Genomic DNA, 21,256 nt, shown 5'->3' on the forward strand with positions numbered 1-21,256 from the left:
TCCCGGACCGTTCTTTATTTCCTGTTTCTTCCCTGCTGCGGTCTTGGTTTCGGCTTCTTGCCGCCGGTCTGGCCTGCCATCCCTTTCGCCCTGCCGGATACGGTCTGACGGCTGTCATTTCTGGTTTTTCCGGCCTGCGATGCGAAGCGGCTGTCATTTCTGCTCTTCTCGGACCGTGACGCAACGCGGCCGTTATTTCCGCCATGTCTTTCGCCATCTCTCCGGACGGAACCGCCTCTGCCGGAAGCTGCCTTTCCCGAATGACCGGAATGGTCTCCGCCCGCCATGTCTTTCGCCATCTTCCGCGGCTTGATCAGGCATTTCTGGTCGAATCCGATCAGATCCTCTCGTCCGGACTTGATCAGTGCCTCTTTTACAAGATCATAGTTGTCCGGATTCCGGTACTGGATCAGGGCACGCTGCATCGCCTTTTCATGCGGGTTCGTCGGCACATAGACCGGCTCCATCGTCCGCGGATCGAGTCCCGTGTAGTACATACAGGTCGATATCGTCGACGGTGTCGGGTAGAAGTCCTGTACCTGCTCCGGCATGTAGCCGAGGTCTCTCAGGTGTTCCGCAAGCTCCACTGCCTCTTTCAGCGTGGAACCCGGGTGGGAGGACATGAGATACGGGACAAGGTACTGCTTTAACCCGAGCTTCTCATTCATCTTTTTATATTCCTGCGCGAACTTCTCGTAGACCGCATTTTCCGGCTTTCCGAGAAGGCGGAGGACCTGGTCGGAGACATGCTCCGGCGCGACCTTCAGCTGTCCGCTGACATGGTACATGCAGAGTTCCCGGAGGAAATCCTTCTTTTTATCTGCGAGCACATAATCGAAACGGATTCCGGAACGGATAAAGACCTTCTTGACCTTCGGAAGCGCCCGGAGTTTCCTGAGGAGTGCGATATAATCCGTGTGATCCGCGATCAGGTTCTCGCATGGCTTCGGGAACAGACACTGTTTTCCCGGACATGCTCCGTATTTCAGCTGTTTCTTGCAGGCCGGGAAGCGGAAGTTCGCCGTCGGACCGCCGACATCATGGATATAGCCTTTGAAATCCGGCTCGTTTGTCAGATATTTGGCCTCCTCGATAATAGACTCATGGCTCCGAACCTGGATGATCCTGCCCTGGTGGAAGGTCAGCGCACAGAAGCTGCAGCCGCCGAAACAGCCGCGGTTGCTGATGAGGCTGAATTTCACCTCAGAGAACGCCGGGATCCCGCCCGCCGCGTCGTAGGACGGATGCCATTTTCTCATATACGGGAGCGCGTAGACATCATCCATATCCTGGACGGAGAGCGGTTTTGCCGGTGGGTTCTGGACCACATATAAATTGTCGCGGTACGGCTCCACCAGGCGTTTTCCGGAGAACGCATCCGTATTCTTATACTGGATCCCGAAGCTCTCCGCATACCGTCTTTTATCCGTTTTGATCTCATCATAGGACGGCAGGATCACCGCATCGTAGACGGAATCCAGACTGTCCGTTTTATAGACGGTTCCGTCGATGAATGTGATGTCCTTCACATCAAGCCCGGAATTTAAGGCGTCCGCGATCTCAACGATCGACTTTTCCCCCATTCCGTAGGAGATCAGATCCGCCTGAGAGTCCACGAGGATCGAGTGTTTTACTTTGTTTGACCAGTAATCGTAGTGTGCGAGACGACGTAAGCTCGCCTCGATCCCACCGATCACGATCGGGATGTCTTTGTAGACCGAGCGGATCAGGTTGCAGTAGACAACCGCCGCGTAATCCGGCCGTTTTCCCATCACACCGCCCGGCGTGTAGGAATCTTTATCGCGCCTTCTTTTCGAGACGGAATAATGGTTTACCATCGAGTCCATGTTTCCGGCGCTCACGAGGAAGCCGAGTCTCGGTCTTCCGAGGATCTGGATGCTCTCCTTATCCTTCCAGTCCGGCTGGGCGATGATCCCGACTTTATATCCGTAGGATTCCAGCACACGGCTGATGATCGCCGATCCGAACGACGGATGATCCACATAGGCGTCCCCGCACACATAGACGAAATCGCACTGATCCCAGCCTCTTTTTTCCATATCTGCCCGGCATACCGGGAGAAAATCATGTATCATATTCTATGTCCTTCATATATTGTTTCCAGCCACCGTCAGTCTGACATATTTGTTCCGAACTTACCGTGGTCTGCCGTAGGCGGAGAACCCAAACTTTCATCCCCCGCCGTTATTATGTTTTTTGTATTTCTTTCTGCATCTCCAGCGAATTTCCAGCTTAGGAAAGTCACTGTTTTCACTGAAATATTTGCAGCTTTATAAAAGTTCTCTGTAATCCGCGATCACCGCGTCCGCGAGTGCTCGTTTCTCGTCCATCAGGTCTTTTGAGAAATCATCCTCCACGGCGATCACTGGCATTCCTGCCGCTTTGCCCGCCATGATCCCGGCCGGGATATCCTCAAATACGAGGCACTCCTCCGGCTTTACGCCAAGGCGCTTCGCCACTTCCAGGTAAATATCCGGCTCCGGTTTTCCGTGAGCCACCTCGCAGGCCGTCACCACCACGTCGAAATATTCCTTCACGTTTAAGGAAGTCAGGACCGCGTCCACAATCTCGCTTCCGTTGCTGGTCCCGATCCCCGTGCGGATCCTGTTCTCTCTGCAGTATTTTAAAAACTCCGGCACACCCGGCTTCAGCGGGACCTCATAGCGGTACTTGTCGATCGACATCTGAACCCAGATTGCCTTGATCTCGTCCAGGCTTAACGGAAGCTTAAACCGTTCCTTAAAATACACGGCCGTCTCCGAAAAGCTCATTCCTTCAATGGCTCTCTGAAGATCCTCCGGGCACTCGTAACCATACGCTCCAAGGAATTCGATATCGATGGCTTCCCACATCCACATGGAATCCACCAGGGTCCCGTCGAGGTCAAAAAGCATCGCTTTTTTATGATCCAAAAAATTTTTTATCATAAGTTTTCCAACAACTCCCGTTCTTTATCCGTCAGTTTCCGGTACTCACCGGGTTTTAATGTCGCATCCAGCTTCAATGGTCCCATGGACAGGCGTTTCAGGTGGACAACCGGACAGCCGACTTCCTCCATCATACGCTTTACCTGATGGAATTTTCCCTCGTGAAGAGTCAGACTCACCAGACTCTCCGCCTCCGTCCCTGTCTCCGGATCCCCGGCCTTCCTCTCCAGGATCTCGAGTTCCGCCGGCATGCAGGAAAGTCCGTCCGAGAGTTCCATCCCGTCACGGAACTTCTGTACCGCTTCATCCGGGACAAGTCCCTCACATCTCGCCTCGTAGACCTTATCTACATGGTGACCCGGGGCAAGAAGACGGTGGGCAAGCGCCCCATCGTTTGTGATGAGGAGCAGACCTTCCGTATCGATATCAAGACGTCCCACCGGGAAGAGATCTTTCCTCTGCTTTTCATCGATCAGGTCCACGACCGTCTCCCTGCGGCGGTCCTCCGTCGCCGAGATCACGCCCTGCGGTTTATTCAAAAGATAATATTCCAGTTCCACGTACTCCACCGGCGCATTGTCGAGCAGGATCGTATCTTCGCCCTTCCGGATCTTTGTCTCCGGTTTTTTCACGACCTCGCCGTTCACCTTGATCCGTCCTTTCCGGATCATCTCCTTGAGCTCCGTTCTCGTACCTTTTCCCATATCAGCCAGATATTTGTCCAGCCGGATTGCTTTTTCCAAATATTTCTCTCCTTCCGATCACGCGCTCTCCGACATTTCCACAGCCGCACCCGCAGACTTTCCAGGTTTCGGACTTTATCCCGGAAATGCATTTTAAACAGAAAAGCGCACTATATTTATCATATCAAAATTCCGGGGAAAGTACAATGAAAATAATAGAAAGAGTTCTGCAGCATCGGCGGGCAGGTTACAGTACGCGGGCAGTGCTTTTTTTCGTAAGATCCGGATGCGGCCATGAATCCTGAAAAAATTCTGCAAAAAGGAGTGTTTATGATAAAACGAGCTTTTCTGATCTTGCTCTGCTTGATCTTTATGATCTTTCACGCGGATCTCGTAACAAAAGGGGCTGTGTCCGGACTTCTTTTGTGGTATTCCTCCGTCGTCCCGGCGCTTTTTCCGTTTATGGTACTGTCTTCCGTTCTCTCCGCCTCCGGCGGGGTCCAGGCACTCATGCGTCCGTTCCCGGTAATCTTCCGCTTTGCCGGACTGTCGGCGGACGGCTGGTATGTTCTCCTCACCGGTCTTCTCTGCGGCTGCCCCATGGGAGCAAAGACATGTGCCGATCTTTACGCGGAAGGGCGGATCAGCTCCGGGGAGGCGAAATTTCTCTTTGCACTCTGCAATCATCCAAGTCCCATGTTTCTCGCAGGTTTCGTCTGTCCCATGTTTGCTTCCCAGGTCCCTTTGTCATATTTTGTCTTTTCTATCTACGCACCTCTACTCCTTCTCGCGGTCCCGGCCAGCCTGATCTACCGGAGAGAACACGTCCGGGCCTCCTTTCCGGCCAGCTTTACCGCAAGGGCACAGACGAAGCATTCCGCGATCACTCTCAACGCCGCGATCATGACTCCTGACGACCCATCTGTCAACAGGCTGACCAGACCCACGATCGCTCTCAACGCCGCGATCATGAATCCTGACGCTCCATCTGTCAGCAGGCTGACCAGACCCACGATCACATTCGACGCCGCGATCATAAATTCCGCGGAGATTCTCGTAAAGATCGGCGGATATCTTATCTTTTACTCCATCCTGATCCTCGTTGTCCGGAACACTCCCCGGATCCCTGCCCCGGTCCGGCTGTTTCTCTGCGGCAGTCTGGAGATCACCACAGGGATCCGGACGGTTCATGACTCCCTTCCGTATCCGGTTTCCGCCGTCGCCGCAGCTGCCATCTTTTCCTTCGGAGGCTTTTCCGCCCTGTCGCAGACAAATGCGGTGATCCAAAGTGGGAAGTCCCATCAGAACTTTCCGGCAGATAAAGAAGAAAGTTCTCCGGTGCATGGAAATTTCCCGTTAAACAATAAGCGAATAAAAAAAACTGCCGGACTCTCCATCCGGCAGTATCTTCTCTGGAAAATTGCCCATTCCGCCCTGGCTGCTGCATTTATGGCAGCTCTCACCGGCATTCTGGGATTTCACTTTTTTTAAATATCGGTTCTCATAAAATACCACTCCCGCATCCTCTCGCAGATCCGGTCCGGTCAGGCCGGTACGCCGTCGACAGCGTTTCCGCAATCAAGCCTCAGTGGAATCCTGTTTTTCCGGCTCAGCGCTCTCCTCTTTCTCAGTGATGATCCCGGAGGAAAGCTCCTTTCTGTTGGAGGAGACGATATCGTAGCTGGACTTCATGGAATTCATGAATGCGTCGAAGCGGCCCTGAGCGCCCTCCATCGTGTGGTTCATGATCGTCTGGAGACTCTTTAACATATCATCGGTATACTGGATCGAACCCTGACGGACACTGTTCGCATCAGCGACCGCATTGTCAACGATCGTCTGAGCCTGCGCCTGCGCCTGCTCGATGATCTCATTTGCCTGGGCATAGGCTCTCTGCATGATCTCGTGTTCATTTACAAGCTCGTTTGTCTGAGCAGTTGCCTCTGCGAGCATCGCATCCGCTTTGCTGTGAGCATCGGAAAGGATCGCGTCCTGATTGCTGATGATCTTCTGATACTGCTTGATCTCATCCGGGATTCTTAAACGGAGCTCGACTAAAAGCTCGTCCAGTTCCTCTTTATTTACGATGATCTTTGATGTAGATAACGGCTGAAATTTACAGCTGTCGATGTATTCCTCAATTTCATTGATTAACTGTTCAATTCTGCTCATGTTGTTTCCTTTTCCTTTCCCTTACGCCTGACTGCCCTGTCTCTCACGCAGTCTCTTATGTACTTCATCCGCCACATAAGGCGTTACAAAATTTGAAATATCGCCGCCGTAAGCCGCTACCTCTTTCACGGTACTGGAACTTAAATACGCGTACTCGAGACTTGTCGTCAGGAATACTGTATCGATACTCGTATCCATCACGCGGTTTAACTGGGCGATCTGGAGCTCATATTCAAAGTCAGTGATCGCGCGGAGTCCGCGGACAACGGCGTTCGCGCCGCATTCTTTCGCGAAGTCAACGGTAAGACCCGCAAAACTTTTTACCTCCACGTTCGGAATGTCTTTTGTGACCTCTTTTAACATCTTAACACGTTCTTCCACGGAAAACAATGGCGTTTTCGCACGATTATTAAGAACGCCGATGATCAGATGATCAAACAGCTTTGACGCACGTCTGATCACGTCGATATGTCCCAGTGTAACCGGGTCAAAACTTCCCGGATAAATTGCTTTTTTCATAATTTCTGTCTCACACCGCGAAAACCCGCGGTTTTTCTCCTCGTTTTATATCGTTCCGTTTTTGTATTTTGACCCGGCTTCAGCCTTCAGTCTCTGACCGCCGGATCTGTCTTCCCTTTTTCAGTCCCCTGAACAGATGATTCTTAATTTTTTCTCAGGAATACATGCTTATTCGTCTTATATTCCTTACTCTTCTCAATCTCATACCCGAGCGCTCCGGCCCAGGAAAAATCAGTATCGAGAGCTTCCTCGACGATGATCAGCGTCTCCTCATCCGCAAGAGAAGTGTCCCTCAGCGCTTCCAGCACCTTCTTCGGAAGATCCATCCGGTACGGCGGATCCATAAAGATAAAATCAAACGCCTTTCCTTCCCGGTCAAGCTTCCGGATCGCCTCTGTCACATCCGCGGACATCACACGAGCCCTCTCTTCCAGATGGGTCGTCTTCAGATTATCCCGGATACAGGAAATCTGTCCGTCTCCCTTGTCCACAAAGACCGCTTCCTTCGCCCCACGGCTCAGCGCCTCGATCCCGATCGCCCCGCTTCCCGCAAAAAGATCCAGAAATCTCGCCCCGTAAAGATCATTCTGAAGCATATTAAACAGAGTCTCCTTGATCCTGTCCGTAGTCGGTCTCGTCTCCATTCCCTCGACCGTCTTTAAAAGCAGCCGTCTCGCACTGCCTGCGATTACTCTCATATCTCAACCTCTAACTCATAAAATACCACTGCAATTTTTATTCTCCGCCCCATTATAATCGTATTTTTTCTATTATACAAGTGTTTTCTGAGCCTTTTTCAGACATTGCATAAACCAGCGATAAACTTCCTCCCCGCTGTCACACCCCCACTCTTTTCGCCCCACCATCCCACAGCGGTGAGTTTCCGCCTGGGAGCGCCTTGATCCGGGGATCTGGCTTCCTCTTAGCTCGCGGGTGACTGCGTTGGAAAAAAGATGATACTTGTTTGAGCGCAGCGAGTTGTATCATCTTTTTTCCGCCTTTAGCAATCTCCCGCAAGCTTAGAGGAACCATCCCCGCATCCCCGGGCGCTCCCAGGCGGAAGCTCACCGCGTACCCCTCGCCAACCAATTTTACACAGAAAAAAGCCCCCGCGATCAGATAGAATCTCTGAAATCCCATCCCATCGCGAAGGCCTCTCCCTCAGATGCTCAGGCTCTAACCCTTATTTGCCCGCCATCTTCTTCTCCTGCTCCTCGATCATCTTCTTAACCATATAGCCGCCGACGCTGCCGTTCTGGTAAGAAGTCAGATTGCCGTTGTAGCCGTTTGTAAGCGGCACTCCGAGCTCATCCGCGATCTCCATTTTGAATTTGTCCATCGCTTCCTTTGCTTCCGGAACTACTACACGGTTAGAAGAAGAACTGCTTGTGTTAGACATAAGATACGCCTCCTTTTAGTGTAATGCCTTTCCTGCTCTCGCATCGGGCATGTTTGATGGTACGTTCCTAGTATGATCGTCCTGAAAAATAATACACTGGAAGGTTTTTCGTCAAATGTCATTTTTTGCGAACCCCCGCATTCTCACACGCCTAATTCTCCTTAAGCGCAAGAAACGCGCAGAGATTCCCTCGCTTCTCTCCCATCGCCCGGTGGGAAAACAACTTATCCGGATTGCATCTCGTGCAGATATCAGTGACGGAAATATTTTTTTCCGGGACTCCGGCCTCCAGAAGGATCCGTCGGTTCGCCTCCCAGAGATCCAGCTGCCTCTTTCCGATCATGCCCGTCTTCGACGGCAGAACGATCGCCCTGCAGTCTTCCTTAGAAAACGCGTCATAAAACTTGTCCGCAACATCCTCTCCAACCTCGTAGCAGTCACTGCAGATACTCGGTCCCACACAGCAGACAAGGTCCTCCGGCCGGCTTCCGTATTCCCGCTTCATGGCCGCCACCATCTTTTCTCCCATACGGTTCACGGTTCCTCTCCAGCCCGAATGGGCGAGTCCGATCGCACGATGCTTCGGATCCACAAAGTATAACGGCACACAGTCTGCAAAAAACGTCACGAGCGTCACACCCGGCATATTGGTCAGGAGACCGTCAATATCCCGGTAATCCCGTTCCTTCACAACTCCCTTTCCAAGATCATCTTCCGATACAACGCGGATATTTGTCGTGTGCGTCTGCCAGGTTAAGACCATCTTTTCCCGCTTTACGCCGAGCGCCGCCGCCATCCTGCTGTAATTTTCCAGCACATGTTCCCGGTTGTCACCGCGTGTGAAAGAGAAATTCATGGTCGAATACCAGCCTTCGCTGACACCTCCCATCCGCGTGGAAAACGCGTGAGTGACGATCCCGGTTGCATCAAGTGCCGGGAATGTCAGGTAGGTGACACCGTTATTTGTCACTTCCTTCATATGATCCGCCGCATCTGTTTTTCTGATCCACTGATCCATAATTTTCCCCTTTCCGAGATATCTCATGCAGAATTTTTTCATTCAACGATATGCGCCGTTCTCAGCCATGCGGAAAGTACGCATGCTTGTTCCGGATACACGATCAAAAGCATAATGGATTTTTGCGAGTCCCACATACATTCGGCCTGAACCTTAAAATGCATCCCTGATATATGTGATCTCATCCCCATCGATCCCCGCCGCATCAAACCGGCACGGTGTCTCCTCCGGAAGCTGGTGGGAATACAGATAATAGACTGCCGCATTCCGGATCCGAAGAGCCTTTCTGTGGTCGATCGCTTCCAGCGAAACCCCAGCTGAACCACTGGCACGGTATTTCACCTCGATAAACACGAAATAGCTTCCATCTTTCGCAATAATATCGATCTCGCCCTGTTTACAGCGGTAATTCCGCTCCAGGATCACAAATCCGTTCTGTTTTAAAAAGGCAGCGATCTTTTCCTCATAGATGCTGCCCACTGCCCGATTATTTCTTGTCACAAAAATCCCCCATCGATGACTCGCTCAGCTTTGTTTCTCTGATACCGCATTGCTCCGCACTTCGTGCTCCCGCAATGCTCAAAAGCATTCATAATCCGCTCATTTTTCTTCGAAAAATGGCTGCTTATCACACAAACTTCGTAATAAATGTCCGTCTGTGGATCGGGGTCGGTCCGAACTCTTTCAGCGCCGCGATATGTGCGGCAGTTCCGTATCCCTTATGCTTTGCGAACCCATACTCCGGGTATTCCTTATCATACTCTTCCATCATGTGGTCCCTGGTGACCTTTGCGAGGATGCTTGCCGCCGCGATGGAAACGCTCTTCGCATCGCCCTTGATGATCGGCACCTGCGGGATCGCAACCTGCGGGATCGTCACCGCATCGTTTAAAAGGATCTGGGGCGCCGGGTCAAGTTTCGCGATCGCCTGGCGCATCGCCTCATAAGTCGCCTGCAGGATGTTGATCTCATCGATCCGCTCAGGACCCACGATCCCCACCGACCAGGCGATCGCTTTCTCCTTGATCTCCAGGAACAGTTCCTCTCTCCGGCTCTCAGAGAGCTTTTTCGAGTCGTTTAAATAAAGGATCTGGCAGTCCTTCGGCAGGATCGCCGCACCGGCCGCAACCGGCCCTGCAAGAGGTCCGCGGCCCGCCTCATCGATCCCGCAGATAAACGCACAGTCCTCATACTGTCTCTCGAACTCCCGCATGAGGGAGAGGCGTTCCAGCTCCTTTTCCAGCTTTTCTCCGGTCAGCACACGTCTTGCCATATCTCTTTACTCCTTATCCCTGCGTATTCATGTTCCACACTTTATTCCGCCGGCATCTCCAGCGTGATTCTTCCGAGCTTTCCGCCGCGGAATTCATCAAGAAGAAGTCTCGCCGCCTTTGTCAGATCATTCACGCCTCCCTTTGTCAGGCATGCACGCGCCGTTGCAATCTCATCGAGGAGCTCATACGGCTTCTTTCCTTCCTCCTCGATCCCGTAACGCTCTTTTAAGAGACCAGGAGTGATCTCCTTAAGATATCCCGCAAGTTCGGAAGCCAGTTCATCTTTCTCCAGGATCTCATCGTTGATGGAGCCTAAAAACGCCAGTAAAAGACCAACTTTCTGGTCCTCAAATTTCGGCCATAAGATACCCGGAGTGTCGAGAAGCTCCACCTGCTTATTTAAACGGATCCACTGATTTCCCTTTGTGACGCCAGGTTTGTTTCCCGTCTTCGCAGCTGCTTTTCCGGCAAAGCTGTTGATGAACGTGGATTTTCCGACGTTCGGGATCCCGACCACCATCGCACGCACCGGGCGGTTTAAGATACCGCGCCTTCTGTCGCGCTCGATCTTCTCCTTACATGCCTCCTGGATCAGGGCATTCAGCTGTTTTAACGTCGCTTTCGCTCTTGCATCGATCTTCATGACCTGGAAGCCCTGTCCCTCAAAATAGGAGATCCATGCGGCATTTGCCTTCTCAGAAGCAAGATCCGCCTTATTTAAAAGGATCACACGGCCTTTTCCAGCTGCGAGGCTGTCAATATCCGGATTGCGGCTGGCAAGCGGCGCTCTCGCATCCACAAGCTCGATCACGAGGTCTACAAGTTTCACGTCCTCTTTCATGGCGCGTTTCGCCTTTGTCATATGGCCTGGATACCACTGTATATTCATAGTAATCGTCTCCGTCCTTTCCTGCTACCGGACGAAACCAAGTCTGGAAAATGGCTGAAACCGCAGCCAGACGCGTCCGATGAGATTTTCCCGTTTTATATTTCCAATGCCGGAAAACCGGCTGTCTTCACTTGATTCACGGTTGTCACCCAGGAGAAAATATTCATCATCCCCGAGCTCGACCGGATACTCGGCTGCCCCGGCGATCGTCGCCTCGGCAAGTCCGTTTTCCGCTTTTAAGAGTTCCCCATTGATATAGACGGATCCATTTTTGATCTGGACCGTCTCACCGGGAAGTCCGATGATCCTCTTGATCCCCGGCTGCTGTCCTTCCCGTTCAAAGACGACAACATCAAATCGGACCGGTTTCCCGACATCATATGCGAGCCGGTTTATCAGCACCACATCTCCGGACTCCAGCACGGGTTTCATGGAACTTCCATTCATCTCAACCCTGCTCCCAAAACAAAACACGAGATAGCACGCAAGAGCGATCATGACTGCGCAGTCGACCGCCCATTCCGTGATCCGGTGAAGTCTGTTCGGTTCCTTTTTCTCAAAAAATTCCATGAAGGGACCTCCTGAATCCATGACAGAACATCTGTACTTTATGCAAGGGGAATTCCTGCTGTTTTAGTAAAAACAAAGGGACAATTTTCATTGCCCCTTTGATCTACTGACTCTCTGTACAGTTGTTATGAATTATTTTACTAATTCTTTAACCTTTGCAGCTTTACCTACTCTTGTTCTTAAGTAGTAAAGTTTCGCGCGGCGAACTTTACCTCTTCTTACAACCTCAACGTTCTCAACAGACGGAGAATGAAGCGGCCATGTCTTCTCAACGCCGATACCGTTGGAGTTCTTTCTTACTGTGAAAGTCTCTCTAACGCCGCCGTTCTGTCTCTTGATAACAGTTCCCTCGAAGATCTGGATTCTTTCACGGTTTCCCTCTTTGATCTTAGCGGATACTCTTACAGTGTCACCTACGTTGAAGCTCGGTACAGACTCTTTTAACTGTGCAGCTTCGATATTCTTGATAATGTCGTTCATTGATATGAACCTCCTTAAAGTATTCGATGTTCTTACCCGCATCTTCTTTTCCTGCGGCAGCGGAACATCTCTTATGATTTAAGTCTCCGTATTGACAGGGTTCTCCCGTCTTTCGGATACCACAGTTTTGTATTTTATCATACCGCAAGCCAAAATGCAAGCGGTTTTCTCATATATCGTGCAATTTTTTGGTCACGGTTTTTCGGTCTCCTGCTGTCTCAGCAATTCATCCAGGAACTTCTGCTCCTTTTTCGAAAGGACAGCGTCCTCCAAAAGTTCCGGGCGGTTCTTCAGTGTGCGGATGATCGACTGCTCCCTGCGCCATTTCTCGACATTTGCATGATGCCCGGAAAGAAGGATATCCGGCACTTTTTTGCCCATGAACACTTCCGGGCGCGTGTACTGCGGATACTCCAGAAGGTTATCGTGGAATGTCTCGAACTCCGCAGACACATTGTTGTTCAGCACTCCCGGGACAAGTCTTGAAATACAGTCGATCATCATCATCGCCGGAAGCTCTCCTCCTGTGAGGACATAGTCTCCTGCGGAGAGGTAATCTGTCGCGATCATCTCCAGAACGCGCTCATCGACCCCCTCATAGTGACCGCAGAGGAACACCAGATCCTCCTCCTTCGCGAGATCTTCCGCAATATTCTGATTGAAAGTCTTTCCCTGGGGAGTCATGTAGATCACACGCGGTTTCTTTCCGATCTTCTCGACAAGTGCCTCATAAGCGCGGTAGATCGGCTCCGCCTGCATGACCATCCCGGCGCCGCCGCCGTAAGGATAGTCGTCCACCTTCCCGTGGCGCTCCAGCGTATAATCGCGGATATTCACCGCCTCAAACGATACGATCCCCTTCGCTGCCGCGCGGCCGAGAATGCTGGTCTCCAGACCGTTCATGATCATCTCCGGGAACAGGGTAAGTACATGAAAATTCATCGCGGCCTCCCCTTACAGATCCAGAAGTCCCGGAAGAACATGGACAAGCATCTCTTCCTTATCAAGATCCACATCGAGAATGCAGTCGTGGATCGCCGGGAGAAGAAGTTCCTTTCCCTCCGGTGTCTTTACACAGTAGACATCGTTTGCTCCTGTCTCCATCACATCCGTCAGCGTTCCGAGCGTATCCCCTTCGTCCGTGACAACAGTAAGTCCGATGAGGTCGGTGATAAAGAATTCGTCCTCCTGAAGAGGCACTGCCTGGTCTCTTGTGATCAGAAGGTCCTTCTGGCGCCATCCTTCCACCTCGTTCATAGTGTCAACCCCGTCGAATTTCAGGATGACCATGTTTTTGAAGAATTTTACCTGACGGATCTTTAACTCCCGGCTTTCTCCTCTTCCGAGGTCCAGGATCACATGATCTAATTTTTTAAAGCGCATCGCGTCATCGGTGGTCGGATAGACCTTCACCTCGCCGCGCACGCCGTGCGGGGAGGTAATGACGCCTACACGAAGATATTTTTCCATATTTGTCTCCTATCGTAACTGTGAGGGAACCCGGGCAGTCAGCTCCTGTCATTCTATCAAGCGCGGCACGGCTGATACCTGCCCGCAGAAACCGTCTCTGATAACAGAAAGGGGACTGCAGCCGGGAAAAATCCTGTCCACAGTCCCTCACGATTACTGAATTTCAACAATCACTTTCTTATCCATCTTGGAAGAAGCCGCCTTCACAACGGAGCGGATGGCTTTCGCGATCCTTCCCTGCTTTCCGATCACCTTTCCCATATCGGTCGGGGCAACCTTGAGCTCAATGACGATCTCTTCTTCTTTTTCAGATTCCGTAACAACGACTTCATCTGGATTATCAACCAGCGCTTTGGCGATAACTTCTACCAATTCCTTCATTGAATCCACCTCGATTACTGGATACCGGCTGCCTTTAAGAGCTTAGCAACAGTCTCAGTCGGCTGAGCGCCTGTTCCTAACCACTTCTTAGCTGCTTCCTCGTCGAATTTGATGGTGCTCGGCTCTGTGTTCGGATCGTAGTATCCAACCTCTTCGATGAAGCGACCGTCTCTCGGGGAGCGGGAATCTGCAACGATAATTCTATAGAAAGGAGCCTTCTTCTGACCCATTCTTCTTAATCTCATCTTAACTGCCATGACAATTTCACCTCCTTGGTTTTTTCGTTTATCAGCCATGCGGGAATCGCATTTGCCTTCTTATCATAATGCGGTACTTAGAATGGTAATTTCATCTTTCCAAGCATACCGCCCAGTCCGCCAAGCCCTTTCCGCTTTCCGCCTCCCATCATTCCAGGAAGCTGCTTCATGAGCTTTTTCGACTGTTCAAACTGTTTGACGATCCGGTTCACCTCGGCAATATCTACTCCGGCGCCCTTCGCGATCCTCTGTTTTCTCGACGGATTCAGGAGTGACGGGTTCGCCCGCTCTTCCTTCGTCATTGAGAGAATGATCGCCTCCATTTTATCCATGGATTTCTCGTCTATTTCAACATTTCCCTTCATCTGGGCCATTCCCGGCATCATGTTCAAGATGCTGTTCATTCCGCCCATCTTTTTGATCTGGCGCATCTGATCCAGGAAATCGTTAAAATCAAATTCTGCTTTGCGAAGTTTCTGGCTCATTTCTTTTGCCTTCTCTTCGCTCACCTCAAATTCGGCTTTCTCAATCAGGGAAAGGATATCACCCATTCCAAGGATTCTCGAAGCCATACGGTCCGGATAAAACTGTTCCAGGTCAGAGAGCTTCTCGCCCATACCGACGTAGAGGATCGGTTTTCCCGTCACGGCACGGATCGATAACGCCGCACCGCCTCGTGTATCACCGTCAAGCTTTGTTAAGATCACGCCATCGACGCCGATCTTGTCATTAAAGCTTCCGGCAACATTCACTGCATCCTGACCGGTCATCGCGTCGACAACGAGGATCGTCTGGTCGACATTGACTGCTTCTTTGATGTTGACGAGCTCATCCATCATGGACTCATCGATCTGAAGACGTCCTGCCGTATCGAGGAATACAAGATTCATGCCTTCTTTTCTGGCATGTTCCACAGCGGCTTTTGCGATATTCACCGGATTCTGGTTATCTCCCATTGTGAAGACCGGAACTCCGACTTTCTCACCGTTTACCTGTAACTGCTTGATCGCAGCTGGTCGGTAGACGTCGCAAGCCGCAAGAAGCGGCTTTCTGCCTTTTGCCTTGAACTTTCCGGCAAGTTTTGCCGTAGTCGTTGTTTTACCTGCGCCCTGAAGACCGATCATCATGATGACCGTGATCTCATTCTGGGGCTTTAAGGCAATCTCTGTGGTCTCGGAACCCATCAGTTTTACGAGTTCTTCGTTTACAATTTTTATTACCATCTGTCCCGGAGTCAGGCTCTCTAAGACATCCTGTCCGATCGCTCTCTCCTGTACAGAACTGATAAACTGTTTAACAACTTTAAAACTTACGTCGGCTTCCAGGAGAGCCATCTTGACTTCCTTCAGGGCAGCTTTTACATCCGCCTCTGACAGTCTTCCTTTGCCTCTTAAGTTTTTAAAGACATTCTGTAATTTATCGGCTAAACTTTCAAATGCCATGAAAACTCTCCCTCTGGCTTACAGCTTCCCGATCTCCTCGGAAATTGCTTCGATCCTGTCGATCAGGGATCGGTCGCCGTCCTTTTTATATTGGCCAGCCAGTTCCTTAATCTCTTCTACCATTTTCTTTGTCTGGTTGAATTTCTCGACAAGCTTCAGTTTTTCCTCGTATCCGGAAAGAATCTTGTCACAGCGCTTCACCAGGTCATGCACGCCCTGTCTGCTGATTCCCTGTTCTTCGGCGATCTCGCTGAGGGACATGTCATTAAATACCACATCTTCATATACACGCCGCTGGTGCTCCGTTAAGAGCTCTCCATAGAAATCATACAGAAGACCCTGTGCTACAATTTTTTCCATATCAGGTCACCTGCGATATCATACTATAAACGGTGATGGTTGTCAAGTGTTTTTGCTTGACATTTTATTTATTTTTTTCGCAGCGTAGAATTTCCGGCTTATAAAACATAAACACCCGCCATCAGGCAGGTGTTTATGTACTCTTACTTATAGGAAGGAGCGATTGTTTTATAATGCTACCAGCACCATATCTTTTGCAGATTCCGGAAGTTCTTCACCATCCATGGATACGCTTAATACAAAGTTTACATGGTACTTTGTACTGATCTGATCCAGCTCTGCGAGAGTTGCAGTGATATCTTCTCCCTCAAGACCGGCGAGCTTTAAGAAACTGTCAAGATACATAGCCTCGAGATCGTGATCCTGGGAAATAATTCCGCAGATGAAACCGATAAAGCCTTCAGCCGTACTTACGGAGAACTCAGCCACGTTGATTAAGCGGATCTTGTTGTTAAGCTCGTACATATGTTTCGAACTTTTATCAAGGTAAACGATTGAACCTTTTGCCTCTTTTACAGCTGTGTTAGCCATGTCAAGTAAATATTTAGTTTTTCCTTTTCCCTTCCGTCCTGCGATGATCTGAACCATAATGCACTCCTCCTTGGATTTTATATATTTTGTATAAAAAATCTCTTGTTTGTAAATTCATTATAGACTATTTGCTGAAAATTTGCAACCATTATTTCTAAATTTCGAAATAATTTCATACAAAAGCAGAATGTACTTCCAACACCGGTAGAATCTGCTGTCGACAGTTCTTTACGGTTGCCCGGGAGTAAAAACAGGACATGAAAACCTTCGGATCCCCCGAAAACTTTCATGTCCTGTTCATTCACGTATTCTTCCTCCTGTTTTCTGCTACCGGTCGATCTTCTCCATGATCGTCGACATATCCGAATAGAGGGCATCGCGGCTGTCCGCATGCATCACGACAGATGCGTACTCTTTCCCGTCCGCGTCCTTCTCCCCCATGATCAGGCAGTAGCCCGCCGCCTGGGTGGTTCCGGTCTTTCCTCCGAATACGGAGAGTCCATCCGGCATTTCCCTCTTTCCGAGCATGTAGTAGTTGCTGACACTCCAGGATGCGGTTTTATCCGATCCGTCCGCCCCTTTATAGGACGCCGTGTATGTCTTCGTTCCGATAATATCCCGGAACTTCTCATACTTTAACGCCTCATGGAACATCAAATAAAGGTCGTAGGCGGTCATATAGTGGTCCTCGTTCGTCAAGCCGTTGGCATTTGCAAAATGCGTCCCTGTGGCACCGATCCGGGCTGCTTCCTCGTTCATCATTTCAACAAATCCTTCGATCGATCCGCCCATATGAACTGCGATCGCGTTTGCCGCGTCGTTTCCCGACGGGATCAAAAGACCATAAAGAAGCTGCTCCAGTGTCAGCTTATCTCCGGGAACAACCCCCGCCATGGAGGAACCGCTCTCCGTGATTACCGACTCCTGAGGAACCGTCACCATATCTTCAAGATTTCCATATTTCAGGGCGACAAGCGCCGTCATAACCTTCGTCGTGCTGGCAGGATTTCTGCGTTCAAAAACATCCTGCGCAAATACGGCATTTCCCCCATCGAGCGGAAATACCCCGGCAGACTGCGCTGTGAGTGTTCCGTCTCCGTCGATCCCATCCGTTACCACCGCCAGGTCTGCCGCAAAGCCGTCCGCCGTTCTTCCGCTGCCTGAAGATGCGAACGTCTCGATCCTCTGATCCAGGGCGTAGGTATTTCCCGTATCTGCAAGTCCGGCGCAGCCAGTCGCGCCGAGAATCAGGCAGAACCCCACGATCCCCGGGATCCATCTTTTCTTCTTACTCATTACTTATACATCTCACGCCACTCAAGATCTCCGCGATCCAGAGCCTTGATCAGAAGCTCTGCTGTCGCAAGGTTTGTCGCAAGCGGGACGTTGTGGATATCGCAGAGTCTCACCGCCTTGTTGACATCCGGCTCGTGGGACTTCGGTGACAGCGGGTCTCTCAGGAAGATCACAAGATCGATATCATTGTTCTCGATCTGTGCTCCCATCTGCTGCTCCCCGCCAAGGTGGCCAGGAAGGAATTTATGGATATTTAAATTTGTGACTTCCTCAATGAGTTTTCCGGTCGTTCCGGTCGCATAGAGGTTATGTTTACTTAAGATCCCTTTATACGCGATACAGAAGTTCTGCATCAGTTTCTTTTTGGAATCATGCGCGATCAGTCCAACATTCATAAGAATACCTCCTAGAATTCCAGTTTATTTTGCTGCAGTCCGACGTTTAAAAGAACGCCGATGCCGATATAAAGACTTACCAGAGAACTTACACCATAACTGATAAATGGAAGCGGAAGTCCGGTATTCGGGAAAATCCCGGTGGCAACCGCAATGTTTGTAAATGCCTGGAATCCAACGAGAGCAGCCATCCCCGTACAGAGGAGCTTTCCGGTCAGATCTCTCGTTCTCCCTGCCATTCGCAGGCATTCAAATACGAAGAGAAGGTAGAGGACCAGCACAAGCATGCAGCCCACAAACCCCATCTCCTCACCGATCACGGCAAAAATAAAATCGGTGTGTTCCTCAGATAAGAAATTTCCGTTTTTTACGGAAATGGCCGTCTCGTTGAGCAGACCTTTTCCATACAGCATTCCCGATCCGATCGCCATCTTTGAGTTATCCTGCTGGACATTTAAGTCTGCGAATTTTCCCGGATTGATGAAGGCGAGGATTCGGTTTACCTGATATCCTGTCAGGAACGGAACAGCGCCCCGCTCAGCAAGAAATACCGTGAGTGCCAGCCCCGGGATCCCAACAGCAGCCGCGCCGATGATCCACTTATAGCTAAGTCCTGCGACAAAGATCAGGCATACAATAATGAACACGATAACGATACTCGTGGACAGGTCCGGCTGTTTCATAATGAGAAGCAGCGGAACCGCAGCAAAAGCCCCGACGATGATCAATGTGCGGGGATCGTTGATCTTCTCCTGATTTCGCTGCAGAAACCAGGAGAAGAAAATGATCAGACCGATCTTAACAAATTCCGACGGCTGGAAGCGTCCGATCACAGGAAGTGTGATCCAGCGTCTCGCACCCGTTCCGGCTCCTCCAAACTGTCCTGCGACAATGATCGCCAGCAGGATCGCCACACAGGCAAGATAGATCACGCCGGTACAGCGCATCAGTTTGTGGTAATCCATCAGAGCCAAGAAGATCATGATCACCAGTCCGCCAAAAAGGCCGATCAACTGGCGGTTGATATAGCTTCTGTCTCCGTTTACCGCACTGTTGATCACAAGAAGCCCGATCACATTTAACGCCAGGGCGTAGAACAACAACCGGAAATTGAAGTTTTTAAAATTGTATTCTGAAAGCATGTATTAAAATGTCCCCTTAACCAGCAGTTCCCGAACCGGAACACTGGCATACAGGACCGGGAGCTTTTCTCCCGCCTTTCTCTGATCCATGTGGATCACCTTGACCTCCAGTTGTTCCGGATCGATCATCATATATCTTGATATGACTTTTATCATGTCGTTTTTTAACATCTCCAGGATTTCCGGCGTACATCCGGCCCGGTCCGCGATCAGCAGAAATTCAAGCCGTTTTTTCGCGATACTTCCGGAATTTCTCCCTGTCAGGATATGGAACAGTCTCTTTTTCATTTATGCCCTCTTTAAGAGGCCGCTAAACATATGGAAGAATCCTTTGTTTTTCTCAAGCCCCATAAGCGGCACCTCCTGACCAAGTATCCGCTTACAGATGTTAAGATAAGCCTGTCCGGCAAAGGAATTCATTCCCACCAGAGGTTCCCCCTGGTTCGTGGAGATCACGATCTCCTCATCGTCCGGGATCGCGCCGAGGATCGGGATTCCAAGGATATCCGTCACATCTTCCATCGACATCATATCCCCCCTCCGGACCATATCCATCCGGATCCGGTTCACGATGAGATCCATCTTTGAGATTTCTTCCGCCTCCAGCAGGCCGATGATCCGGTCTGCGTCACGGATCGCCGATACCTCGGGAGTCGTGACGACAAAAGCACGGTCCGCTCCGGCAATGGCGTTTTTAAATCCCTGCTCGATCCCCGCAGGACAGTCTAACAGTACATAATCACACTCTTCTCTCAGATCATCCACCAGCTTTCGCATCTGACCGGGAGTCACGGAGGACTTGTCCCTGGTCTGGGCGGACGGAAGTAAAAACAGGTTCGGATATCTTTTGTCCTTTATCAGTGCCTGCTTCAGACGGCAATTCCCCTCCACGACGTCCACAAGGTTGTAGACGATGCGGTTCTCCAGTCCCATCACCACGTCGAGATTCCTGAGACCGATATCTGTATCGATCAGGATCACTTTCTCCCCGAGCATGGCAAGTCCTGTACCGACATTCGCTGAGGTCGTCGTCTTGCCAACACCCCCTTTTCCGGATGTAACAACAATGACTTCACTCATAAGAATATCCTCCTGTATTAAGTTATGAATGTACTCGCATCTCCTCTGTTTTCAGAGATTGATACCGGATTGGCAAAAGCTCAAAAATTTTCCTGCGGGCAGACCTGCACCCGTTTTCTGATCTTTGCCCCTGGTACCACAAGATATATTTTACATGAAAAAAGCAAAAAATTCCAGTAAAAAATAGATTTTATAAAAGCTTTATAAAAGGAAACTGATACGGACCTCTTTTATATAAAATTCAGCGCACTCAGAAAGCTCTTTTTGATCGGTTCTTCGACAACTTTTCCGTTCTCAGAGAGGATCATCATCGGACCGCGCCCAAGATGGCGTCCTTTCTCCGCTTTTTTCAGGGAAAGTCCCGCGATCCGGACCGATATCGGTGCCATCTCAAAAGCAACGATCACCGCATCCTCATTTCCGCAGATCCCCGCATGGGCCGCCCCGCGGAGCGCTCCTAAAATGATGATGTTCCCTTTTGCGCTGACTTTTGCTCCTTTTTCCACATCACCGATCACCACGATGCTGGCCTCTGATTCCAGCTCGTCCCCGTCCCGGAGATTCCCTTTATAAAACTGACCTGTGAGGGAAGACAGCTCCATCAGTCTCTCATTGAGTGCTTTCTCACATTTTCTCGTCCGGTTTCCGTCCGTGTCGAGAAGACACAGCACCTCGATATCGGAATTTTCCGTGATCGTCTGCACAATACGGTACTCTTCCTCCGGAGTCAGGTCCCGTCCCTCCAGGGTCAGCGTCATCTGGGCAGCTCCCCAGAATTTCGCCGTCGCCTTGAACTTCTTTGCAATCGCCTGAAGAACTTTCTCAAAATCCAGGTCTTTCTCCAGATAAACCGTCATTCCGGCTTTATTTCCCTTGATTACGACAGCTTCTTTCATCTTGAAATCCCCCTTTTATGTAACTTTGACAGGTGCGCCAGACCGCCGGTCCGT

The 21,256-nt window shown here is 50.5% G+C and carries 28 protein-coding genes; 1 reads left to right on the forward strand and 27 read right to left on the reverse strand.

The genetic code is table 11. The annotated features are described in order from the left end of the window. Positions 1 to 14: 14 nt before the first annotated feature. The 3 genes from ACI3EW_RS09060 to ACI3EW_RS09070 all read right to left on the reverse strand — a co-directional run bounded on the left by ACI3EW_RS09060 (position 15) and on the right by ACI3EW_RS09070 (position 3,691). Positions 15 to 2,096: a YgiQ family radical SAM protein gene (locus ACI3EW_RS09060; RefSeq protein WP_405581325.1), complete on the reverse strand. Its 2,082-nt coding sequence runs from the start codon at positions 2,094 to 2,096 to the stop codon at positions 15 to 17. A 195-nt stretch (positions 2,097 to 2,291) separates the two neighbouring features. Beyond that, the gene (locus ACI3EW_RS09065; RefSeq protein ID WP_215703018.1) at positions 2,292 to 2,948 is read right to left on the reverse strand and encodes an HAD family hydrolase; all 657 of its coding nucleotides are present in this window, start codon (positions 2,946 to 2,948) and stop codon (positions 2,292 to 2,294) included. Then, a complete protein-coding gene (locus ACI3EW_RS09070) occupies positions 2,945 to 3,691 on the reverse strand; it encodes a pseudouridine synthase (protein ID WP_118322720.1) in 747 nt (248 codons plus the stop codon). Before ACI3EW_RS09070 ends, ACI3EW_RS09065 begins: the two co-directional genes overlap by 4 nt. Before the next feature lie 270 nt (positions 3,692 to 3,961). Here ACI3EW_RS09070 and ACI3EW_RS09075 point away from each other — a divergent pair, with 270 nt between their 5' ends. Then, on the forward strand, positions 3,962 to 5,122 hold the full coding sequence (locus tag ACI3EW_RS09075) for a hypothetical protein (protein ID WP_405581328.1): 1,161 nt from the start codon (positions 3,962 to 3,964) through the stop codon (positions 5,120 to 5,122). 87 nt (positions 5,123 to 5,209) lie between these two features. On the opposite strand, the gene ACI3EW_RS09080 is transcribed toward ACI3EW_RS09075, so the two are convergent. The 24 genes from ACI3EW_RS09080 to ACI3EW_RS09195 all read right to left on the reverse strand — a co-directional run bounded on the left by ACI3EW_RS09080 (position 5,210) and on the right by ACI3EW_RS09195 (position 21,202). After that, the gene (locus ACI3EW_RS09080) at positions 5,210 to 5,803 is read right to left on the reverse strand and encodes an ATP synthase subunit B family protein (RefSeq protein ID WP_118297966.1); all 594 of its coding nucleotides are present in this window, start codon (positions 5,801 to 5,803) and stop codon (positions 5,210 to 5,212) included. Positions 5,804 to 5,824: 21 nt separating this feature from the next. Then, positions 5,825 to 6,322 (reverse strand): pantetheine-phosphate adenylyltransferase, encoded by a 498-nt coding sequence (gene coaD / locus ACI3EW_RS09085; protein WP_118322729.1) that lies wholly within the window; start codon positions 6,320 to 6,322, stop codon positions 5,825 to 5,827. 143 nt (positions 6,323 to 6,465) lie between these two features. Further along, on the reverse strand, positions 6,466 to 7,020 hold the full coding sequence (gene rsmD, locus ACI3EW_RS09090; protein ID WP_118322725.1) for a 16S rRNA (guanine(966)-N(2))-methyltransferase RsmD: 555 nt from the start codon (positions 7,018 to 7,020) through the stop codon (positions 6,466 to 6,468). Positions 7,021 to 7,505: 485 nt separating this feature from the next. Next, the gene (locus ACI3EW_RS09095; protein WP_118297964.1) at positions 7,506 to 7,721 is read right to left on the reverse strand and encodes an alpha/beta-type small acid-soluble spore protein; all 216 of its coding nucleotides are present in this window, start codon (positions 7,719 to 7,721) and stop codon (positions 7,506 to 7,508) included. Positions 7,722 to 7,872: 151 nt separating this feature from the next. Beyond that, entirely contained in the window at positions 7,873 to 8,739 is an 867-nt protein-coding gene (gene pgeF, locus ACI3EW_RS09100) for a peptidoglycan editing factor PgeF (protein ID WP_118298056.1), read from the reverse strand. A 153-nt stretch (positions 8,740 to 8,892) separates the two neighbouring features. Further along, entirely contained in the window at positions 8,893 to 9,240 is a 348-nt protein-coding gene (locus ACI3EW_RS09105; protein WP_405581334.1) for a YraN family protein, read from the reverse strand. 127 nt (positions 9,241 to 9,367) lie between these two features. Then, complete coding sequence (locus ACI3EW_RS09110) at positions 9,368 to 10,012, reverse strand: ribonuclease HII (RefSeq protein WP_118297962.1); 645 nt, start codon at positions 10,010 to 10,012, stop codon at positions 9,368 to 9,370. A 41-nt stretch (positions 10,013 to 10,053) separates the two neighbouring features. Continuing rightward, entirely contained in the window at positions 10,054 to 10,902 is an 849-nt protein-coding gene (gene ylqF / locus ACI3EW_RS09115) for a ribosome biogenesis GTPase YlqF (RefSeq protein WP_118297961.1), read from the reverse strand. Between the two features lie 24 nt (positions 10,903 to 10,926). Next, the gene (lepB, locus tag ACI3EW_RS09120) at positions 10,927 to 11,472 is read right to left on the reverse strand and encodes a signal peptidase I (protein WP_118297960.1); all 546 of its coding nucleotides are present in this window, start codon (positions 11,470 to 11,472) and stop codon (positions 10,927 to 10,929) included. A 132-nt stretch (positions 11,473 to 11,604) separates the two neighbouring features. Continuing rightward, positions 11,605 to 11,952 (reverse strand): 50S ribosomal protein L19, encoded by a 348-nt coding sequence (rplS, locus tag ACI3EW_RS09125; protein WP_118297959.1) that lies wholly within the window; start codon positions 11,950 to 11,952, stop codon positions 11,605 to 11,607. A 192-nt stretch (positions 11,953 to 12,144) separates the two neighbouring features. Next, positions 12,145 to 12,894, reverse strand: a complete 750-nt coding sequence (trmD, locus tag ACI3EW_RS09130) for a tRNA (guanosine(37)-N1)-methyltransferase TrmD (RefSeq protein WP_118297958.1) — start codon at positions 12,892 to 12,894, stop codon at positions 12,145 to 12,147. Positions 12,895 to 12,906: 12 nt separating this feature from the next. Beyond that, positions 12,907 to 13,422 (reverse strand): ribosome maturation factor RimM, encoded by a 516-nt coding sequence (gene rimM, locus ACI3EW_RS09135; RefSeq protein ID WP_118297957.1) that lies wholly within the window; start codon positions 13,420 to 13,422, stop codon positions 12,907 to 12,909. Positions 13,423 to 13,575: 153 nt separating this feature from the next. After that, positions 13,576 to 13,803, reverse strand: coding sequence for a KH domain-containing protein (locus ACI3EW_RS09140; RefSeq protein WP_015554337.1), 228 nt, complete (start codon positions 13,801 to 13,803; stop codon positions 13,576 to 13,578). A 14-nt stretch (positions 13,804 to 13,817) separates the two neighbouring features. Then, positions 13,818 to 14,060: a 30S ribosomal protein S16 gene (rpsP, locus tag ACI3EW_RS09145; protein ID WP_015554336.1), complete on the reverse strand. Its 243-nt coding sequence runs from the start codon at positions 14,058 to 14,060 to the stop codon at positions 13,818 to 13,820. A 77-nt stretch (positions 14,061 to 14,137) separates the two neighbouring features. Further along, positions 14,138 to 15,502, reverse strand: a complete 1,365-nt coding sequence (gene ffh / locus ACI3EW_RS09150; RefSeq protein ID WP_405581341.1) for a signal recognition particle protein — start codon at positions 15,500 to 15,502, stop codon at positions 14,138 to 14,140. 18 nt (positions 15,503 to 15,520) lie between these two features. Next, positions 15,521 to 15,862 (reverse strand): YlxM family DNA-binding protein, encoded by a 342-nt coding sequence (ylxM, locus tag ACI3EW_RS09155; RefSeq protein ID WP_015554334.1) that lies wholly within the window; start codon positions 15,860 to 15,862, stop codon positions 15,521 to 15,523. A 168-nt stretch (positions 15,863 to 16,030) separates the two neighbouring features. Then, positions 16,031 to 16,450, reverse strand: a complete 420-nt coding sequence (locus ACI3EW_RS09160; RefSeq protein WP_118297955.1) for a twitching motility protein PilT — start codon at positions 16,448 to 16,450, stop codon at positions 16,031 to 16,033. A 20-nt stretch (positions 16,451 to 16,470) separates the two neighbouring features. Then, positions 16,471 to 16,698, reverse strand: coding sequence for a hypothetical protein (locus tag ACI3EW_RS09165; protein ID WP_405581345.1), 228 nt, complete (start codon positions 16,696 to 16,698; stop codon positions 16,471 to 16,473). 22 nt (positions 16,699 to 16,720) lie between these two features. Beyond that, positions 16,721 to 17,689: a D-alanyl-D-alanine carboxypeptidase family protein gene (locus ACI3EW_RS09170; protein ID WP_215703013.1), complete on the reverse strand. Its 969-nt coding sequence runs from the start codon at positions 17,687 to 17,689 to the stop codon at positions 16,721 to 16,723. Continuing rightward, positions 17,689 to 18,084, reverse strand: coding sequence for a methylglyoxal synthase (locus ACI3EW_RS09175; protein WP_118297952.1), 396 nt, complete (start codon positions 18,082 to 18,084; stop codon positions 17,689 to 17,691). The genes ACI3EW_RS09170 and ACI3EW_RS09175 overlap by 1 nt, the downstream gene beginning before the upstream one ends. 11 nt (positions 18,085 to 18,095) lie before the next feature. Next, positions 18,096 to 19,226 (reverse strand): FtsW/RodA/SpoVE family cell cycle protein, encoded by a 1,131-nt coding sequence (locus ACI3EW_RS09180; RefSeq protein WP_118529795.1) that lies wholly within the window; start codon positions 19,224 to 19,226, stop codon positions 18,096 to 18,098. Positions 19,227 to 19,229: 3 nt separating this feature from the next. Next, entirely contained in the window at positions 19,230 to 19,514 is a 285-nt protein-coding gene (minE, locus tag ACI3EW_RS09185; RefSeq protein WP_118297950.1) for a cell division topological specificity factor MinE, read from the reverse strand. Beyond that, positions 19,515 to 20,306 carry a septum site-determining protein MinD gene (gene minD, locus ACI3EW_RS09190; protein ID WP_118297949.1) on the reverse strand — a complete coding sequence of 264 codons (792 nt, stop codon included), beginning with the start codon at positions 20,304 to 20,306 and terminating at the stop codon, positions 19,515 to 19,517. A gap of 230 nt (positions 20,307 to 20,536) precedes the next feature. Beyond that, positions 20,537 to 21,202 (reverse strand): septum site-determining protein MinC, encoded by a 666-nt coding sequence (locus tag ACI3EW_RS09195; RefSeq protein ID WP_118529793.1) that lies wholly within the window; start codon positions 21,200 to 21,202, stop codon positions 20,537 to 20,539. Between the last annotated feature and the right edge of the window lie 54 nt (positions 21,203 to 21,256).

This window comes from Pilosibacter rotomagensis, assembly GCF_045062245.2.
Taxonomy (GTDB): domain Bacteria; phylum Bacillota; class Clostridia; order Lachnospirales; family Lachnospiraceae; genus Pilosibacter.

Coding starts and splice junctions, on each gene's coding strand:
- ACI3EW_RS09060 (WP_405581325.1), bottom strand. CDS start 2,096: ATGATACATGATTTTCTCCCGGTATGCCGGGCAGATATGGAAAAAAGA.
- ACI3EW_RS09065 (WP_215703018.1), bottom strand. CDS start 2,948: ATGATAAAAAATTTTTTGGATCATAAAAAAGCGATGCTTTTTGACCTC.
- ACI3EW_RS09075 (WP_405581328.1), top strand. CDS start 3,962: ATGATAAAACGAGCTTTTCTGATCTTGCTCTGCTTGATCTTTATGATC.
- ACI3EW_RS09080 (WP_118297966.1), bottom strand. CDS start 5,803: ATGAGCAGAATTGAACAGTTAATCAATGAAATTGAGGAATACATCGAC.
- coaD (WP_118322729.1), bottom strand. CDS start 6,322: ATGAAAAAAGCAATTTATCCGGGAAGTTTTGACCCGGTTACACTGGGA.
- rsmD (WP_118322725.1), bottom strand. CDS start 7,020: ATGAGAGTAATCGCAGGCAGTGCGAGACGGCTGCTTTTAAAGACGGTC.
- ACI3EW_RS09095 (WP_118297964.1), bottom strand. CDS start 7,721: ATGTCTAACACAAGCAGTTCTTCTTCTAACCGTGTAGTAGTTCCGGAA.
- pgeF (WP_118298056.1), bottom strand. CDS start 8,739: ATGGATCAGTGGATCAGAAAAACAGATGCGGCGGATCATATGAAGGAA.
- ACI3EW_RS09110 (WP_118297962.1), bottom strand. CDS start 10,012: ATGGCAAGACGTGTGCTGACCGGAGAAAAGCTGGAAAAGGAGCTGGAA.
- ylqF (WP_118297961.1), bottom strand. CDS start 10,902: ATGAATATACAGTGGTATCCAGGCCATATGACAAAGGCGAAACGCGCC.
- lepB (WP_118297960.1), bottom strand. CDS start 11,472: ATGGAATTTTTTGAGAAAAAGGAACCGAACAGACTTCACCGGATCACG.
- rplS (WP_118297959.1), bottom strand. CDS start 11,952: ATGAACGACATTATCAAGAATATCGAAGCTGCACAGTTAAAAGAGTCT.
- trmD (WP_118297958.1), bottom strand. CDS start 12,894: ATGAATTTTCATGTACTTACCCTGTTCCCGGAGATGATCATGAACGGT.
- rimM (WP_118297957.1), bottom strand. CDS start 13,422: ATGGAAAAATATCTTCGTGTAGGCGTCATTACCTCCCCGCACGGCGTG.
- ACI3EW_RS09140 (WP_015554337.1), bottom strand. CDS start 13,803: ATGAAGGAATTGGTAGAAGTTATCGCCAAAGCGCTGGTTGATAATCCA.
- rpsP (WP_015554336.1), bottom strand. CDS start 14,060: ATGGCAGTTAAGATGAGATTAAGAAGAATGGGTCAGAAGAAGGCTCCT.
- ffh (WP_405581341.1), bottom strand. CDS start 15,502: ATGGCATTTGAAAGTTTAGCCGATAAATTACAGAATGTCTTTAAAAAC.
- ylxM (WP_015554334.1), bottom strand. CDS start 15,862: ATGGAAAAAATTGTAGCACAGGGTCTTCTGTATGATTTCTATGGAGAG.
- ACI3EW_RS09160 (WP_118297955.1), bottom strand. CDS start 16,450: ATGGTTCAGATCATCGCAGGACGGAAGGGAAAAGGAAAAACTAAATAT.
- ACI3EW_RS09170 (WP_215703013.1), bottom strand. CDS start 17,689: ATGAGTAAGAAGAAAAGATGGATCCCGGGGATCGTGGGGTTCTGCCTG.
- ACI3EW_RS09175 (WP_118297952.1), bottom strand. CDS start 18,084: ATGAATGTTGGACTGATCGCGCATGATTCCAAAAAGAAACTGATGCAG.
- ACI3EW_RS09180 (WP_118529795.1), bottom strand. CDS start 19,226: ATGCTTTCAGAATACAATTTTAAAAACTTCAATTTCCGGTTGTTGTTC.
- minE (WP_118297950.1), bottom strand. CDS start 19,514: ATGAAAAAGAGACTGTTCCATATCCTGACAGGGAGAAATTCCGGAAGT.
- minD (WP_118297949.1), bottom strand. CDS start 20,306: ATGAGTGAAGTCATTGTTGTTACATCCGGAAAAGGGGGTGTTGGCAAG.
- ACI3EW_RS09195 (WP_118529793.1), bottom strand. CDS start 21,202: ATGAAAGAAGCTGTCGTAATCAAGGGAAATAAAGCCGGAATGACGGTT.